The 16,174-nt window shown below is 76.4% G+C and carries 13 protein-coding genes and 2 pseudogenes; 10 read left to right on the top strand and 5 right to left on the bottom strand.

Going from position 1 to position 16,174, the window contains the following annotated elements:
* Both AB0L40_RS20395 and AB0L40_RS20390 read left to right on the top strand, forming a co-directional pair.
* Positions 1-973 (top strand): annotated as a pseudogene (locus tag AB0L40_RS20395) (hypothetical protein); the annotation flags it as partial.
* Between the two features lie 283 nt (positions 974-1,256).
* Positions 1,257-2,240 carry an SDR family NAD(P)-dependent oxidoreductase gene (locus AB0L40_RS20390; protein WP_364358819.1) on the top strand — a complete coding sequence of 328 codons (984 nt, stop codon included), beginning with the start codon at positions 1,257-1,259 and terminating at the stop codon, positions 2,238-2,240.
* Here the strand turns inward: AB0L40_RS20390 and AB0L40_RS20385 are convergent.
* From AB0L40_RS20385 to AB0L40_RS20370, 4 genes are all read right to left on the bottom strand, one after another.
* Complete coding sequence (locus tag AB0L40_RS20385) at positions 2,177-3,298, bottom strand: hypothetical protein (protein ID WP_364358816.1); 1,122 nt, start codon at positions 3,296-3,298, stop codon at positions 2,177-2,179. The genes AB0L40_RS20390 and AB0L40_RS20385 overlap by 64 nt on opposite strands.
* Positions 3,299-3,302: 4 nt before the next feature.
* Positions 3,303-3,602, bottom strand: a complete 300-nt coding sequence (locus AB0L40_RS20380) for a hypothetical protein (RefSeq protein ID WP_364358813.1) — start codon at positions 3,600-3,602, stop codon at positions 3,303-3,305.
* Between the two features lie 66 nt (positions 3,603-3,668).
* Entirely contained in the window at positions 3,669-4,319 is a 651-nt protein-coding gene (locus AB0L40_RS20375; protein ID WP_364358810.1) for a hypothetical protein, read from the bottom strand.
* A 128-nt stretch (positions 4,320-4,447) separates the two neighbouring features.
* Positions 4,448-4,663, bottom strand: a complete 216-nt coding sequence (locus AB0L40_RS20370; RefSeq protein WP_364358807.1) for a heavy metal-associated domain-containing protein — start codon at positions 4,661-4,663, stop codon at positions 4,448-4,450.
* A gap of 199 nt (positions 4,664-4,862) precedes the next feature.
* Here AB0L40_RS20370 and AB0L40_RS20365 point away from each other — a divergent pair, with 199 nt between their 5' ends.
* The 6 genes from AB0L40_RS20365 (at position 4,863) to AB0L40_RS20340 (ending at position 12,777) form a co-directional block, all read left to right on the top strand.
* Complete coding sequence (locus AB0L40_RS20365; protein ID WP_364358804.1) at positions 4,863-5,903, top strand: 1-acyl-sn-glycerol-3-phosphate acyltransferase; 1,041 nt, start codon at positions 4,863-4,865, stop codon at positions 5,901-5,903.
* Positions 5,900-8,020, top strand: coding sequence for an AMP-binding protein (locus tag AB0L40_RS20360; protein WP_364358801.1), 2,121 nt, complete (start codon positions 5,900-5,902; stop codon positions 8,018-8,020). Before AB0L40_RS20365 ends, AB0L40_RS20360 begins: the two co-directional genes overlap by 4 nt.
* A gap of 76 nt (positions 8,021-8,096) precedes the next feature.
* Positions 8,097-9,566, top strand: coding sequence for an endonuclease domain-containing protein (locus AB0L40_RS20355; protein ID WP_364358798.1), 1,470 nt, complete (start codon positions 8,097-8,099; stop codon positions 9,564-9,566).
* Positions 9,563-10,819: a TetR family transcriptional regulator gene (locus tag AB0L40_RS20350; protein ID WP_364358795.1), complete on the top strand. Its 1,257-nt coding sequence runs from the start codon at positions 9,563-9,565 to the stop codon at positions 10,817-10,819. Before AB0L40_RS20355 ends, AB0L40_RS20350 begins: the two co-directional genes overlap by 4 nt.
* On the top strand, positions 10,816-11,430 hold the full coding sequence (locus AB0L40_RS20345; RefSeq protein WP_364358792.1) for a TetR/AcrR family transcriptional regulator: 615 nt from the start codon (positions 10,816-10,818) through the stop codon (positions 11,428-11,430). The genes AB0L40_RS20350 and AB0L40_RS20345 overlap by 4 nt, the downstream gene beginning before the upstream one ends.
* Positions 11,431-11,511: 81 nt before the next feature.
* Positions 11,512-12,777, top strand: coding sequence for a crosslink repair DNA glycosylase YcaQ family protein (locus AB0L40_RS20340; RefSeq protein ID WP_364358789.1), 1,266 nt, complete (start codon positions 11,512-11,514; stop codon positions 12,775-12,777).
* 10 nt (positions 12,778-12,787) lie between these two features.
* Here AB0L40_RS20340 and murD read toward each other — a convergent pair whose 3' ends face one another.
* Entirely contained in the window at positions 12,788-14,368 is a 1,581-nt protein-coding gene (murD, locus tag AB0L40_RS20335) for a UDP-N-acetylmuramoyl-L-alanine--D-glutamate ligase (RefSeq protein WP_364358786.1), read from the bottom strand.
* Between the two features lie 150 nt (positions 14,369-14,518).
* Between murD and AB0L40_RS20330 the strand changes: the two genes are divergently transcribed.
* Positions 14,519-15,706: a PQQ-dependent sugar dehydrogenase gene (locus AB0L40_RS20330; RefSeq protein ID WP_364358783.1), complete on the top strand. Its 1,188-nt coding sequence runs from the start codon at positions 14,519-14,521 to the stop codon at positions 15,704-15,706.
* Positions 15,707-15,718: 12 nt separating this feature from the next.
* Positions 15,719-16,174: pseudogene (locus AB0L40_RS20325) on the top strand (hypothetical protein); the annotation flags it as partial.

Here is a 16,174-nt window from a genome sequence, read left to right as displayed (position 1 = left end):
CTTCCGCGTCGATCTCGACGACCTACGATCACTCGCCCGGACGCTCGACCATGCCGCGAAGCCCGCGCGCCGCTCGGCGTCGGCCACGCCGCCCGGCACCGTCCGCCGCCCGCTCCGCCCCGGTGCCCGCGTCAACGGCGGCACGGTCCTCGGCACGATCGGCACCGCCAGGACGAGCGATCCCGACCGCCGCTCCTCCATGGCCTTCGGGATCCGTCCCGCCGGCCCGGACGCGCCCCGCATCGACCCGCGGCCGATCCTCGACGGCTGGCGGCTGCTCGCCTCGACCACCGAGAAGGCGACGAAGACCACGAAGGCCGGCGCGCTCTTCGGCACGACCGCCGCGGCGAGCACCGCCGGACGCGTGCTGCTGCTGTCGAAGTCCGCGCTCCAGGCCCGGGTCCTGGCCGACGACCGGCTCGACATCCCCGACGCGGGGCGGAGCCAGATCCGCTCCGGCGCGGTCGACCGGCGCGTCCTGGCGACGCTGGCCTACCTGGCCACCAGCGGACACCGGATCCGCGTCTCGTCGCTCGGCCGGCCCGGCGCGACCACGACGTCGGGGTCGGTGTCGGAGCACGCCTCCGGCAGCGCCGTCGACATCGCCGAGGTCGACGGGCAGCGGATCACGCCCGAGACGCAGGGCCCGGGGACGGTCACCGACCGCACGATCCGCCTGCTGCTGCGGCTGCAGGGCCCCTCGGCGCCGCACCAGATCATCAGCCTGATGCTGCCGTCGGACTTCGGCGGGGCGACGAACGTCCTGGCGCAGGCCGACCACGCCGACCACATCCACGTCGGCTTCCGCGTCGTCCCCGGCGGCGACAGCGTGCTGGGCCGCCAGGCGGCCTCGGCGCTGCGCCCGGGCCAGTGGCAGGACCTGATCGACCGCCTGAAGACGATCAAGAACCCCGAGGTCGCGACGAAGGCCTCGCGTTACGCGCTGAAGGTCCGCCGCTCCGGCGGCCGCTGAGGGAGCGTCCGCCGGTCACGTCCTCCCCGGCGGGGCGCGGCCCGGGGCGTGCGCGAGCGCGACCTCGCGGCGCGCGGGGCGTCGACCGTGCACTTCTCCCTCCTCAGCAAGGAGCATCGCACTCTCGACTGCGCGCGGCAGGCCCCGGCCCCTTGCGGCAGGCCCCGGCCTCCTGCGGCAGACCCCGACCGCGCGGTGCCCGGACGGTCTGCAGGCCCGGATTGCGTTTGCTACCGACGGTAGGTACGGTGTCGCCCATGCTCCGCGACCTCGGTGCCCGCTCGTGACCCGCCGCCGCCGGGGGCGCCTCGACGACCTGCGCCACGGCCTGCTGACGCTCGGGTCGAGGACGCCGAACACGCCGGTCCGGATCGCGCGCCGGGTCGCCGCCGGGGGCCTGCGCGGCGCGGCGGCCGGCAAGGTCGTGCTCGTGACCGGCGCCTCGTCCGGGATCGGCGAGGCCACGGCCCTCCGCCTCGGGGCCGCCGGCGCCCACGTCGTCCTCGTCGCGCGGTCCGAGGATGCGCTGCGCTCCGTGGCGGACCGCATCGAGGCCGCCGGGGGCCGCGCCGAGGTCCGGCCGTGCGACCTGACCGACCTCGACGCCGTCGGCCGCCTGACCGACGCGATCCTCGCCGACCACGGCGCCGTCGACGTCCTCGTCAACAACGCGGGCCGCTCGATCCGCCGGTCGATCGCCGACTCCTCCGATCGCATGCACGACTTCGAGCGGACGATGCAGATCAACTACTACGGCCCGGTGAAGCTCACGCTCGGGCTGCTGCCGGCGATGCGCGCCCAGGGTCGCGGGCAGATCGTCAACGTGCTGTCGGAGGGCCTGCTGCTGCAGACGCCGAAGTTCGCGGCCTACCTGGCGTCGAAGTCCGCCCTGGACTCGTTCTCGCGCTGCGTCGCCAACGAGGTCCGCGGCGACGGCGTCCGCGTCACCGGCGTCCACATGCCGCTGGTCCGGACCCCGATGATCGCGCCGACCGCGGCCTACGAGCGCGTGCCGGCGCTGTGGCCGGACGAGGCGGCGGACCTGATCTGCGAGGCCATCGTGACCCGGGCGTTCGCCGTCACGGCGCGCGAGGGCATCGCCCTGCAGCTCGCGCGCGGGATCGCCCCGGGGACGCTGGAAGCCGGGATCTCCCTCGTCACGCGGCGGCTCGACGCGCGCTCGGGCGCCGCGGCGGCCGGCGCTCAGGCCGACGCGGCCTCGTCGGTGACGGGTCGTCCGTCGCGCGAGGCCAGCAGCCGCAGGTAGGCGGTCCGGGCCTCGAAGGTCCGGGCCATCTGGTCGGTCAGCTCGTCGAGGAACTCCTCGCGGTACGCGGAGTCCGTGAGCACGCTGATGGCGTAGTAGAGCCCCGACAGCGCGCCGATCGCGGCGGACACGCGGAGCAGCTCGTGCGTGATCCGCATCGGGATGCCGATGTCCGGCGGGGACCACGAGACGACCTCGCCCTTCGTGCCGATCCACGACTCGGTGACGTCGGAGCCGATCACGAGCATCCCGAAGGCGACGAAGAAGGCCGTGATCGCGACGGTCACCACCAGCACCTGGAGCCCGTGGCTGATCAGCATCACCAGGCCGACGTTCGCGCGCTGCGGCCGGCGCAGCGGCGCGACCGCGACCTCGGCGTCCTCCGCGACGCCGGCCTCCAGGGCGCGGACCTCGCGCGGGATCCGCACCGCCAGGAAGGCGAGCACGACGAGGAACAGCAGCGTGCCGGTGGCGATCATCGACACGTCCTCCATCTCGCCGAAGACCTGCCACATCTCGGTGTTGATGAAGAGGACGACGGCGAACAGCAGGAGCAGCGGCAGCGCGCGGGCCAGGAGCGCCACCGACTGGGCGAGCTGCCCCGCCAGTCGGCGGACGGCCCAGAGGAGGATCGCGCCGATCCCGAAGCCGAAGCCCAGCGCGACGATCCCGAGCACCACGAGGTTGCCGACGGCGGTGACCGCGGCGCTGGCGAGCTGCCCGTTGAAGATCAGCGGCAGCGCCGCGGGCACGAGCACGAAGCCCGCGAGCTCGGCGGTCCCGAGGTCCTCGGGGATCGTCAGCGCCGGACGGCCGCGGCGCCGGTTGACGAGGGCGACCGACGCGAGCGAGAACGCTACCGCGCCGGCGATCGCGGCGAGGTTCAGCAGCACCGGCCAGTCGAGGTTCAGGGCCCCGAGCAGCTCGACCACGAAGACGAGCGCGAGCAGCGGGAAGGCGCGGTTGAAGACGTCGGTCCGCGCCGACCAGTCCTCGATGAAGAGGGGCAGCCCGGCGCGCCGGAACTGGCGCTCGTACTGCTCGAGCTCGTCGTCCACCGGGTCATCCAACCGGGTGCCCCGGACGACCCGGCGCCCCGAGGCGCCCGACGGCGGCGGCGACGACCACGACGACGAGTCCGGCGACCGCCAGGATGAACACGTCGGGGCGGAGGCCACCGAGCAGCTCGTCCCAGGCGGCGCCGGCGATCTCCCGATCCCGTCCGGCCTCGGCGGCGCCGGTCACGACGGCACGGGCGCTCCGCTCCGCGGCGAGCACCGCCAGCCCGCCGACGAGGACGCCGAGCCCGCACCGCAGGGCGGTGGGGCGCCGGACCGGCGTGACCACGAGCGCGACCAGCACCAGGAGCGTGCCGACGAGCAGGGCCGGGCGGCCGAGCGCGGTGAGCCGCCAATGGTCCCCGGCCGCTCAGCCCGCCAGCGCGGTCGATCCCGCAGCGTGCGCGGAGGCGCCACCGAGGATCGGGTACGAGCGGCCGTCGGCCGTCTCGCGCTCGTCGAGCGCCACGCCGGTGTCGCACCAGGGGCAGCGGCGGTCGCCCCCGACGAGGACGTGCTCCGTGCAAGCGGGGCACCAGCCGCGCTCGATCGCGTGGTCCTCGAGGTCGGCCGGGTCGATCCCGACGCGCTCGGCGATCGTCGCGCAGACGTGCGTCACGCGGGCGCCGTTGCCGGCCCGGCCCATCGTGATCTGCTCGACGAACCGCGCGCCCCGCGGCAGGTCGATGCCGAGGTCGTGCGCCAGGAGCTCGGGGCCGTGCTCGACGAGGAGGTCGCCCAGGCGGGCCTGCAGCGTGCCGGCGAGCGGGACGTGGAGGACGGCGAACGTCTCCGGCCCGTGGGTGACGATGTCCTCCACGCTGCCGCGCTCGAGGAAGTGCGCGTGCTGGCCGCGGGTCGTGCGCATCGCCACGACGGCCCCGAGTCGTCGCCGGCAGAGCCGGAACCTGCTGCAGGTCGCGTCGACGCCGTGGCGGTCGACCGACGATCGCAGGAGCAGGGCCGTGGGTCGGATGTCGACCCGGTCGCGGGCGGGGGCGGTGGCGGACGGTGCACTCATGGGGGGGACGCCCGGCCGGGAGGCGGGTGCCCCCCGTTCCGGTCGAGGCCAGCATACGTCCGCCGCCCGGCCGTGTGTGAACGCTGTAGACGGCGTCCATTCCGGCGAACGGCGGCACCCGCCCGCGGTCAGTCGATGACCTTGTACCCCGCCTCGGCGACGGCGGCCACGACGGCCTCCTCGTCGACGTCCTCGCCGTGGACCGCGACCCGCCCGGAGGGCAGGTCGACGTCGACCCCGGTGACGCCGGGGACCTCGGAGACCTCCTCGGTGACGGACGCGACGCAGTGCTGGCAGGTCATCCCCTGGACGACGTACTCCAGGGTGGGTTCGGTGGCGCTCATCGGGTCTCCTCCGGGTCGTGGCTGATACCCAGTGGGGGTATCGGCGGTGCGTCGAGGCTAGCAGGCGACCGCGGTGCGCCGGGGCGTCCGGGGCCACTCCCCGTCCGGTCCCGTCGACGCCGGTCGGCCCGCGGGATACGCTCCGTCCCGCCGCACGGTCCCGGCCCGCGTCGCGGACCCGATCGCCGCCGTCCCCCGCATGCCCCGCCCCACCCGCCAACCCGCACCCCCGAAGGACCCGGTGGCGGTCGTCGACCCGCCGCGCCCGGCACGCGGGCTCGTCCCGGCGGTCGCCGCCCGCGGCGTCCGCGGCGCGCTGGACGGACTCACGGCCGCCGCGGCCCAGGTCGGCCGGACGGCGCTCGCGCCCGTCGCCGCCCCCGCCCGCGGCCTGCTCGCCGCGGCCGGCGCGACCGCCCGCGCCCGCGTGGGCCGGGGCGACCTCGACGACCGCGACAGCCTGCTCGTCCGCGACGTCATGCCGGTCGCGTGGATGGTCGCCAGCCTGTGGTTCCGGGCCGAGGTCCGCGGGCTGCACCACATCCCGCGCGACGAGCCGGTGCTGCTGGTCGGCAACCACTCCGGCGGCAACGTCACCCCCGACTCGTTCGTCTTCGCGCTCGGGTTCGCCAGCCACTTCGGGCCGGAGCGGCCGTTGAACGTCCTGGTCCACAACCTCGTCTCCGCCTACCCGGGGCTGAGCTTCCTGCGCCGGCTCGGCACCCTGCCGGCGGACCCCGCGATCGCGCGCGCGGCGCTCGACGCCGGGTCGTGCGTGCTCGTCTATCCGGGCGGCGACCTCGAGGCGCACCGCCCCAGCAGCCAGTCGGCGCGGATCGCGTTCGGCGGGCGCTCCGGCTTCGTCAAGCTGGCGCTGGAGGCCGGGGTCCCGATCGTCCCCGTCGTCGCCATCGGCGGCCAGGAGACCGCGCTCTTCCTGGGCCGCGGCGAGCGGCTGGCACGGTTCCTCGGCGCCGACCGGCACCTGCGGCTGAAGACGCTGCCGCTGTCGATCGCCGCTCCGTGGGGGCTGAACGTCGGCGACCTGCTCGGGCACCTGCCGCTGCCGGCGAAGATCGTCGTGCAGGTCCTGCCCCCGATCGACCTGCGGGAGCGCTTCGGCGACGATCCCGACGAGCGCGAGGTCTACGACCACGTGACGGGCACGATGCAGGAGATGCTCACCGAGCTCCAGCGCCGCCGCCGCGTCCCGGTCCTCGGCTGGGAGTCGCCGCGATGAGGCTGTCGGAGCGGATCGACGTCCCCGTCGCCCCCGAGCGCGCCTGGCGGACGATCGTCGACCCGCGGGTGATCGCCCGGACGCTGCCGGGCGTCGTCTCGTTCGAGGTCCTCGGTGACGGCCCGCTGGCGCAGGGCACCCGGATCCGCTCGGTGCTGCGGGTCGGTGCCGCGGAGCTCGGCAGCGAGCTCGAGGTCACCGTCCTGCGCGACGGGCGCGACCTCGTCGCCGTCGGCCTGACGGGGATCGACCTCCACGTCGCGCTGCGGGTGCGGCCGGCGGGGGACGGCGCCCGGATCACCGTCCGCGCCGGCTACAACCCGCCCGGCGGCGTCCCGGGCGCGTTCGCCGGGCTCGTGGCCCTGCCGGAGATGCGCCGCCGGCTGCGCGAGATGCTGCGCGGCGTCGAGCGCCTGTTGCTCTCCGAGGAGCCCCCGGCACCGATCCCCGGCCCGCTCCAGGTCGCCGCGCTCGCCGCGCGCTCGATCCGCGTCTTCGGCCGGGCCGGCGTCCTGCGTCCGATGCGGCCCGACAAGTACGCCACGATCGCCCGGCAGTTCGCCCGCTGGGGTGCGACGCCCGCCGGCGCCTACGCGGCCGCGGCCACCCGCGACCCGCACCGGATGGCGATCATCGACGGCGACCGCGCGCTGACGTACGCCGAGCTCGACCAGCGCACGACCGCGCTGGCGGTGGCGCTGCGGGACCGCGGCGTGGGGGAGGGCCACCGCGTCGCGATCGTCTGCCGCAACCACCGCGGGTTCGTCGAGGCGCTCGTGGCCGTGAGCAAGGCCGGCGCCGACGCGCTGCTGGTCAACACGGGCTTCGCCGCGCCGCAGGTCCGCGCCGTCTTCGACCGCGAGCGGCCGACGGCGCTCGTCTGCGACGCCGACCTCCTCTGCGTGATGGACGAGGCGCTGGGTGCGGCGACCGGCGCCCCGCCGCGCCCGCCGGGCCGGGCGGCCGCCGACGGCGTCTCGCGCGTCGTCTCCGCCTGGGACGACGAGCACCCGCCGCGCAGCGGGGTCCGGTCGCTGGAGGAGCTGATCGTCGAGGGCGCGGGCCGGCCGCTCGCGCACCCCGGCGCTCCCGGCCGCGTCGTGCTCCTGACGTCCGGCACGACGGGCGTCCCCAAGGGCACCCGGCGCACCCGGATGTCGCTCGACGCGCCGGTGTCGTTCCTGGACCGGATGGACTACCGCGACGGCGGCACCTTCCTGATCGCGCCCCCGCTCTTCCACGCCTGGGGCTTCGCGAACCTGCTGATGGCGCTGCTCCTCGGGTCCACCGTGGTGCTGCGGCGCGACTTCGATCCGGAGGACGTCCTGCGCGCGGTCGCCCGGCACGGCGTCGACGTGCTCGTCGCCGTCCCGGTGATGCTGCAGCGCATCCTCGAGCTCGACCCCGCGCTGCGCGAGGAGTTCGACGTCTCGCGGCTGCGGGTCACCGCGTCGTCGGGGTCCGCGCTGCCGGGTGACCTCGCCACGCGCTGGATGGACGCCTACGGCGACGGGCTCTACAACCTCTACGGGGCGACCGAGGTCGGCTGGGGCGCGATCGCGGACCCCTCCGACCTGCGGGCCGCGCCGGCGACGGCCGGCCGCGTCCCGCTCGGCGCGACCGTGCGGATCTTCGACTGGGGCGGCGTGCCGCTGCCCAGCCACCGGACCGGGCGGATCCACGTCGGCGGCGGGCTCGCCTCCGACCGCTACACGGACGGCACCCGCCTGCCCCAGCGCGACGGCCTCACCCAGACCGGCGACCTCGGGTACCTCGACGACCTGGGGCGCCTGTTCGTCCTCGGCCGCGAGGACGACATGATCGTGTCCGGGGGTGAGAACGTGCACCCCCGCAACGTCGAGGACGCGCTCGCGGCGCACCCGGCCGTCGCCGAGGTCGCGGCGATCGGGGTGGCCGACGACCTCTACGGGCAGCGGATCGCGGTGCACGTCGTCAAGGCGCCCGGCGCGCGCCTGAGCGCCAAGGTCGTCCGCGAGCACGTGCGGGCCCAGCGCCCGCGCCACGAGGTCCCTCGGGACGTCGTCTTCCGGGACGAGCTGCCCCGCGGCGCCACGGGCAAGGTCCTGCGGCGGGTCCTCCGCGACGGCCCCGCATGAACGCTGTCGCGCCAGTCGAGCGCATCTGCGACACACCGTTTCCCGCAACCGCGGTCGCTCCCGATACCCTCGGGGGGTGAGTGACGGTTCCCCCACCGCCCACGCGTCCCCGGCCTCCGGTGTGACCTTCGATCCGTCGCGCTTCCGCGTCTTCCGCTTCGTCGCGTCAGACGTCGACGAGGCCACGTGCAGCGTCGTGCTGCGCTACGCGCTGGACGACGAGGTCCGCTTCACGGAGACGGTGCGCTTCGCGGACGTCTCCTGGCCGCAGGACGAGCCCCGCCTCGAGGTCCTCCGGCGCCTGGCGCGGCTGCTGCACCTGCTGGCGGGCGTCTCGTACTTCAAGACCGCGGCCCCGGCGGAGATCGCCTTCGGCCCCGGCGTCGCGGGGCTGGACGGCGCCGACGCTCCGTCCCCCCGGCTGCGCGCGCTCCTGCGGGACGTCTACACGCTCGGCCTGGGCGAGTTCGCCTACACCAACGACGTCGACGTCCGCGAGCGCGGCGCGCTGCCCGCCGCGTCCGGCGTCGCCGCGTCGGCGCCGGTCGCGCTGCCCGCGACGGGGCGGACGCTCGTGCCGATCGGCGGCGGCAAGGACTCCGTCGTCGCGTTGGAGGTCGTCCTGCGCTCCGGCCGCGAGGCCCTGCCGTTCTCCGTCGGCCGCGCCGCGCCGATCGAGCGCTGCGTCGCGGTCAGCGGGCTGCCCCACGCGGTCGCGACCCGAGCGCTGTCGCCGAACATCGGCGGCCTGAACGCGTCCGGCGCGCTCAACGGCCACGTACCGGTGACCGCCGTGGTGTCGACGATCGCGCTCATGACCGCCGTGCTGCACGGCGCCGACGCCGTCGCGATGGCCAACGAGCGCTCCGCGTCGGAGGGCAACCTCGTATGGAACGGCCTGGCCGTCAACCACCAGTGGAGCAAGGGCGCGGCGTTCGAGTCCGCGCTGCGCGAGCTCGTCGAGACCGAGGTCGCGACCGGGCTCGACTACCGCTCGGTCCTGCGGCCGGCCAGCGAGCTGGCGATCGCCCGGGCGTTCGCGGGGCTCCCCCGTTACCACGCGGAGTTCACCTCCTGCAACACGGTGTTCCGGCTGGATCCCGAGCGCCGCAACGCGAACTGGTGCGGCGACTGCCCGAAGTGCCGCTTCGTCTTCCTGGCCCTCTCTCCGTCGCTCGATCCCGACGCGCTCACCGCGATCTTCGGCGCCGACCTGCTCGCCGACGAGGCCCAGTACGACGGCTTCGCGGACCTCGCAGGGCTCCGGGAACACAAGCCGTTCGAGTGCGTCGGCGAGGAAGCCGAGTCGCTCCTGGCGATGCGGCTGATCGCCGAGGGGATCGGGGCGGACGGTCGTCCCGGCCGGGACGCCTGGGTCGACCACCCCGTGGTCGCCCGGCTGCGCGACGAGCACCTGACGGGCCTGCCGCCGCTCCCGCCCGACGTCCGGGAGTCGGCCCCGCCCTTCGTCCTCGACGCCGCGGCGCTGGAGCAGCTGCCCGCCGACCTGCGCCGCGCCGTCACCGAGGTCCTGGGGGCCGCATGAGCCAGACGAGCGCCCGCACGCGCGTCCTGGTCGACCCGGCCCGCGAGCTCGAGGGCCGCGTCCTGCCGGGCGCCGGCCTGACGGTCGCGGAGCGGATGGCGGTCGAGGCCGCCGTCCCGGAGCTGAAGCCCCGCGTCCGCGAGATCGTCGACGTCGCCCGCGCGATCCTCGACGAGGAGGGCGTCGACGCCCTGTCGATGCGCGCCATCGCCGCGCGCTTGGGCGTCCGCGCGCCGTCGCTGTACAAGCACCTGCCCGACAAGCAGGCCATCCTCGACGTCCTCGTCGCCGACATCCTGCGCGAGAACGGCGACGTCATGCGCGACGCGATCCGCGAGGCCGAGGACCCGGTCGGGTCGATCTTCGACGCCTTCCGCGCGTGGGCGCTCGAGAACCCGCAGCGCTACGAGGTCTGCATGTCGGGCCGGCTGGACGAGTCGCCGCTCGTGCGTTCGGCGAGCCTCTACAGCGGCGACCCGCTGCGCTGGGTCATGCGCGACGACCTCGAGGGCGCGATCACCTTCTGGGCGTTCGCCCACGGGCTCGTCGACCTCGAGATCCGGGGCCGGCTCCCGCAGGTCTACGACGCCGACCTCGTGTGGCAGTGGGGCGTCGCCCAGCTCCGGCACCGCGATGACGTGGTGGCGTCGCCCGACCCGCTCGGCGCCTCCACGTCGACCGTCGGGTTCCGATCCGGCATCCCGGACGCCCAGCCGCTGTCCGAGCGCGCCGAGCGCATCGTCGAGGTCGCCCGCGAGCTCATGGAGGAGGAGGGCGCCGAGGCGATGTCGATGCGCAACATCGCCGCCCGCCTGGGCGTCCGGGCGCCGTCGCTCTACAAGCACCTGCCGGACAAGAAGGCCCTGGAGGACGCGATCATCGTGTCCGTCCTGCGCGAGCAGGGCGCGATCGGCCGGCGCGTCACGGCCGAGGCCCGCGCCGCCGGCGAGGACCCGCTCCTGGCGATCGTGGAGGCCTACCGCGTCTGGGCCCTCGATCACCCGGACCTCTACCGCCTGAACATGCGCGGCCGCCTGGACCGCGGGCCGCTGACGCGTCAGGCCGAGGTCGAGTCCGCCCAGCCGCTCTTCGAGGCCGCCGACGGCTCCGGGGTCGCCGCGGTCGCCACCTGGGCGTTCGCGCACGGCTGCGTCGACCTCGAGCTCAACGACCGCATCCCCCCGGGCTACGCGCTCGGGGTGGTCCGCCGCCGGGGCGTCGCCGCCCTGCGGCCGGGCGGGGCACGGTCGTGAGCTCGGCCTGGGACCGCACCGGCCCCGTCGCCACGGCGAACCGGGACCTCCGCGAGATCCGCGAGTCCGAGCTCGCCACGATCGAGGTGCCGGAGCTGACGCCCCGGGCCAAGCAGATCATCGACATCTCCCTCGAGATCCTGGAGGAGGGCGGCCGGGAGGCGGTCTCGATGCGGCACGTGGCCGCGCGGCTGGGCGTCCGGGCGCCGTCGCTCTACAAGCACCTGCCGGACAAGCAGGCGATCGAGAACGGCATGATCGCCATCGGCCTGCGGTCGCAGGGCGCGGCCTGCGAGGCCGGGCGGGCGTCGTCCGAGGACGACCCGCTGTGGGGCGTCGTCCACGCCTTCCGGCGCTGGGCGCTGGAGCACCCGCACCTCTACGACCTGATGATGGCGGCGCCGCTGGACCCCGGCCCGCTCGTCCGCTCGGCGGAGCTGACCGCCGGCCGCGCGCTGCGCGAGGTCATGAACGGCGACGCGGTCGCGGCGCTCACGGTCTGGTCGTTCGGGCACGGGCTCGTGACGCTGGAGCTGTGCGACCGCCTGCCGCCCGGCTCCGACGTCGAGGCGCTCTGGCGCCACGGCATCGAGTCGCTGCGCCCCGACTGACCCGCCCGCGCGCCGGCCGCCCCCCGGAACGATCCGGCCCGCGTGGACGGGGCCGCCGGGCCCGCCATCTAGGATCGCCCGGTGACGTCCCCCGCGCCGCCCGTGCGGCTGACCGTCCCGCAGGCCCGGCGCATCGCGCTGGCCGCGCAGGGCTTCGCCGACCGCCAGCACCGCGAGCCGCCGCCGCGCCCGACCGCCGCGCACCTGCAGCGGGTCATCGACCGCGTCGGCCTGCTCCAGATCGACTCCGTCAACGTCGTCTCCCGCGCGCACCTGCTGCCCGTCTTCAGCCGGCTGGGCCCGTACGACCCGGCGCTGCTGGAGCGCGCCACGTCACGCCGCCCGCGCCGCCTCGTCGAGTACTGGGCGCACGAGGCGTCGTTCGTGCCGCCGGAGACCCACCGGCTGCTGCGCTGGCGGATGGCGCGCATCGCGGACGAGGGCTGGGGGATGATCCGTCGCGCGGGCGAGCAGCCCGAGCTGCTGGCGGCCGTCGAGGCGGAGATCGCCGACCACGGCCCCCTGACCGCGGTCGAGCTGGAGCGGCGGCTCGATGAAGACGTCGCGGCGGGGCGGCTGCAGGTCGGCGCGCGCCAGGGCAACGGCTACGCGTGGAACTGGTCGGGCGTCAAGCGGGCGCTGGAGTACCTGTTCTTCGTCGGCCGGGTCACGTCCGCCGGCCGCACGCCGCAGTTCGAGCGCCGCTACGACCTGCCGTCGCGCGTCCTGCCGCCGGCGGTCCACGACGCGCCGGACCCCGAGCCCGCCGACGCGATCCGCGAGCTGGTGCGGATCTCCGCCCGCGCCCACGGCGTGGGGACCGAGCAGTGCCTGCGCGACTACTTCCGCCTCGGCCCGGCGCAGGTCAAGCCCGCGATCGCCGACCTGGTGGAGGCCGGCGAGCTGGTCCCCGCGACGATCGACGGCTGGAAGCGCCCCGCGTACCTGCACGTCGACGCCCGGCGGCCGCGCAAGGTCCGGGCCCGGGCGCTCCTGGCCCCGTTCGACCCGCTGGTCTTCGAGCGGACCCGGACGGAGCAGCTCTTCGGCTTCCGCTACCGGCTGGAGATCTACGTCCCGCGCGAGAAGCGCGTCCACGGCTACTACGTCCTGCCGTTCCTGCTGGGCGAGCGCCTCGTCGCCCGCGTCGACCTCAAGGCCGACCGGGCCGGCGGCGTCCTCCTCGTCCGCTCCGCCCACGTCGAGGACCACGTCGAGGACCGCGCGCACGTCGCGGCCGAGCTCCACGCGGAGCTGCGCGCGATGGCCGGCTGGCTGGGCCTCGGCGACGTCGTCGTGGAGCCGCGGGGCGAGCTGGCGCCGGCGCTGGCCGCGGCGGGGGCCTAGCCGGCGGGCCTCAGCCCTGGGGCAGCGCCGCGACCGCCGCGGCGAAGCGCTCGCCGCGGTCCTCGAAGTCCCGGAAGACGTTGTGGCTCGGGGCCGCGGGGGAGAGCAGGACGACCGCGCCCCGCGGGGCGATCCGGGCCGCCGCCGCCACCGCCGCGGCGCTGACCTCGTCGGGGGTGCCGTCCGGGACGACCTCGATCGCGGGGAGCGGGGGCGCCCATGCCGGGCCCGGTCCGGCGTCGCCCGTCGCGGAGGCGCCGGTGCTCCCGGCACCGCCGCTCCCGGCGCCGTCGTCGGCCGGCCCGTCGCGGCGGGGGTCCTCCGCGGCCGTGAGCGCCGCGGCCAGCGCCGGGCCCGTCCCCGGCAGCGCGACGAGCCCCGCGACCTCGACCCGCGCGGGCGGCTCGCCGATCGCGCCCGTCGGCACGAGTCCCGTCCGCAGGGCGGCGATGAGCGCGCCGTACTCCTGCTCGCGGTCGAGGCCGCCGGCCAGCAGGACCACGGGCCCCGGGGCGAACGCGGCGATCGCCGCCATCGCGGCCTCGGGCGTCGTCGAGATCGAGTCGTCGACCCACGTCCGGCCGGCCCGCGTCGAGACGATCTGCTGCCGGTGGGGCAACGTCGCGAAGTCGCGCAGCGCGGCCCGCAGGTCGGGGATCTCGTGGCCGAGCGCGCGGACGCACTCCAGCGCCGCGCAGACGTTGCGGGCGCCGATCACGCCGCGGACCGGCAGGTCGTCGACCCCGCAGAGGTCGTGCGGGCCGTCGAGCACGCGGCCCCCGGCGACGTGCAGCCCGTGCTCCTCGTCGACCCACAACACCGGCGCGCGGAGGTCCTCGGCGGCAGCGCGCAGCAGCGGGTCGGCGTGCGAGAGGACGGCCAGCCGCGGGCCGTCGCCGGCGGTCAGGATCCGCAGCTTGTCGGCGTGGTAGGTCGCCTCGTCGCCGTGCCAGGGGAGGTGGTCGCGCAGCAGGTTCAGCACGACCGCGACCGTCGGCGCCCGGGGCAGGTCGGCCAGCTGGTAGCTCGAGAGCTCGAGCACCCACGCCTCGGGCGGGTCCACCGGGTGCAGCTCGTCCAGCAGCGGGGCGCCGATGTTGCCGAGCAGGCGGCTGGCGATCCCGGCCTTGCCGAGCAGGTGGTGCAGCAGCGAGCTCGTGGTGCTCTTGCCCTTGGTGCCGGTGATCCCGACGACGGTCTCGGACCCGGCGCGCTCGGCGAGCCAGAGCGCGGTGCCGCTCGTCAGGATCGCCCCGCGGGAGCGCACGCGGTCCGCCTCGGGGCCGCGGACGGGGACGCCCGGCGAGCGGATCACGACGTCGCAGGCGGCCAGCGCGTCGAGGCCCTCGGGGCCGTGCAGCCAGGGGACCTCGCCGCCGCCGGGCCCCGCGGGCAGCGGCGCGGCGTCGTCCGGCCGCGGGCCGGACGTCACGACGATCGCGCTGCTCGACGGCGCGTGCGCGGCCAGCGCGCGCAGCGCGGCCGCGCCCTCGCGTCCGGCGCCCCAGACCCCGATGCGCCGGCCGGCCAGGTCCGCCACGCGCAGGTCGGCCGGAGGCAGCGGCGGGGGAGCGGGCGGGTCCACGGGCACGGACGCCAGGGTACTTCGGGCGTCCTCCCGGACCGGGCGCGCCCGGCGGCGGGCGGCCGGCGCCGACCCGGGCCGCGCGGTCCCGCCGTCCCGATCGTCCCGCCGGGGCGCCGCCGCCCCCGCGGCGCGTCCCGCGTATCCTGCCCCGGGATGCGTGCGGCGACGTGGTTTCCGGTTCTCGCCGCCGCCCTCGTCCTCACCGGCTGCGGCGGGGACGACGGCGACGAGCCGGCGCGGCCGGTCCCGCCGATCGACGCCCAGCTGTCGCCGCAGCGCGTGCTCGCCTCGCCGACGCTGACCGCGACGCCCGTCGCCCAGGGCTTCGTCCGGGCGTCCGGCCTGGTGCGGGAGCCCGGCGCGGACGGGCGCGTCCTCGTCCTGGAGCAGCGCGGCACGGCCCGCTGGCTCGACGGCGCCGGCCCCGCCGCCGGTCCCCCCTTCCTCGACCTGCGCGGGCGCGTCTCGACGAAGGACGAGCAGGGGCTGCTCGGCCTCGCGTTCGTCCCGGGGGCGGACGGGACGCCCGGCGGCCGCGTGATCGTCCACTTCAACGACCTCGACGGGAAGACGCAGATCGTGCGCTACCCCGTCGTCGACGGGCGAGTGGCGGTCGCGAGCCCCGAGCCGCTGCTCGCCGTCGACCAGCCGTACGCCAACCACAACGGCGGCGAGCCGGTGCTCGGCCCCGACGGCCGGCTCTACGTCGGGCTCGGCGACGGCGGGTCCGCGTACGACCCGCGCCAGAAGGCGCAGGACCCCGACTCCGAGCTGGGCAAGATCCTCAGCACCGACCCGACGGCCGCGAAGCCGCGGTGGCGGCAGGTGGCGATCGGGCTGCGCAACCCGTGGCGGCTGAGCTTCGACGCGCGCACCGGCGACCTCTGGGTCGCCGACTCCGGCAAGGACTCCGCCGAGCAGCAGACGGAGGAGATCGACCGGATCCCCGCCGCCCGCCTGCGCCGGGCGTCGACGGTCAACCTCGGGTGGGCCGCCTACGAGGGCGCCCGGGTCCAGGCCAACCGCCGTCTCACGCGCGGCCTGCCGCTGATCTGGCCCGTCGCGTCGTACCCGCAGCGCGACGGCTGCAACGCGGTCGGCGGCCTCGCGGTGCGCGGGAAGGCCGCCGAGGCGCTGCCGATCCTCCGCGACCGCTACGTCTTCGGGGACACCTGCAGCGGGATCGTCTGGTCGATCCCCGCGGACGCGCGGTCCGGGGTGGAGATGCGCCGCGAGGGCGTCCTCGTGCGCGGCCAGACGGGGTACCTGGTCGACGGCCGCGACCGGCTCCTGGTGAGCAGCACCGACGGCCGGATCCAGCGGCTGCGCGACGCGCGCTGACGGGGCCTCGCGGTGTCCTCACGGCTCCTCGCGATCCTGGCGGCGCTGCTGCTCGGCGCGGCGCTGCTGCCGGCCGCGGCGGGCGCGTCCGGGACGGCGCCGACCCCGGCGGTGGCCGTGGCGTCGACGGCGGACGCGACGCCGGCGACCGCCGCCGTCCCGCGTGCGGCGCATCCCGTGGTCGGCGGGCCCACGGCCCGGGCGGACGCCCCGGCCGGGATCGGGACGGCGCTCTCCGTCGCCCGCGTCGTCCGCTACCTCGGGATCGGCGGGGCGACGGGGCTCCTCGCGCTGGTGCTCGTGGTCTGGGGGCCGCTGCGCCGCCGCGGGGCGGTGCCGCCCGAGGCGGACGAGGCCTTCGTCCCGCGGGCGGGACGAGCGCTGCGGGCCGTCGCCGTCGTCGGGGTCGTCGGCTCGCTCGCCGCGCTCGTCCTCCAGGCCGCCGACGCCGGCGGGACCGGCGTCGGC

Origin of the sequence: Patulibacter sp. NPDC049589 (assembly GCF_040675535.1) — a bacterium.
Taxonomy (GTDB): domain Bacteria; phylum Actinomycetota; class Thermoleophilia; order Solirubrobacterales; family Solirubrobacteraceae; genus Patulibacter.
This window is presented reverse-complemented; position numbering and strand designations above follow the sequence as displayed.

What these genes read in the sequence shown, in the direction of transcription:
- AB0L40_RS20375 (WP_364358810.1), bottom strand. Translation starts at nt 4,319, where the DNA reads ATGAGTGCACCGTCCGCCACCGCCCCCGCCCGCGACCGGGTCGACATC.
- AB0L40_RS20350 (WP_364358795.1), top strand. Translation starts at nt 9,563, where the DNA reads ATGAGCCAGACGAGCGCCCGCACGCGCGTCCTGGTCGACCCGGCCCGC.
- AB0L40_RS20365 (WP_364358804.1), top strand. Translation starts at nt 4,863, where the DNA reads ATGCCCCGCCCCACCCGCCAACCCGCACCCCCGAAGGACCCGGTGGCG.
- AB0L40_RS20330 (WP_364358783.1), top strand. Translation starts at nt 14,519, where the DNA reads ATGCGTGCGGCGACGTGGTTTCCGGTTCTCGCCGCCGCCCTCGTCCTC.
- AB0L40_RS20370 (WP_364358807.1), bottom strand. Translation starts at nt 4,663, where the DNA reads ATGAGCGCCACCGAACCCACCCTGGAGTACGTCGTCCAGGGGATGACC.
- AB0L40_RS20360 (WP_364358801.1), top strand. Translation starts at nt 5,900, where the DNA reads ATGAGGCTGTCGGAGCGGATCGACGTCCCCGTCGCCCCCGAGCGCGCC.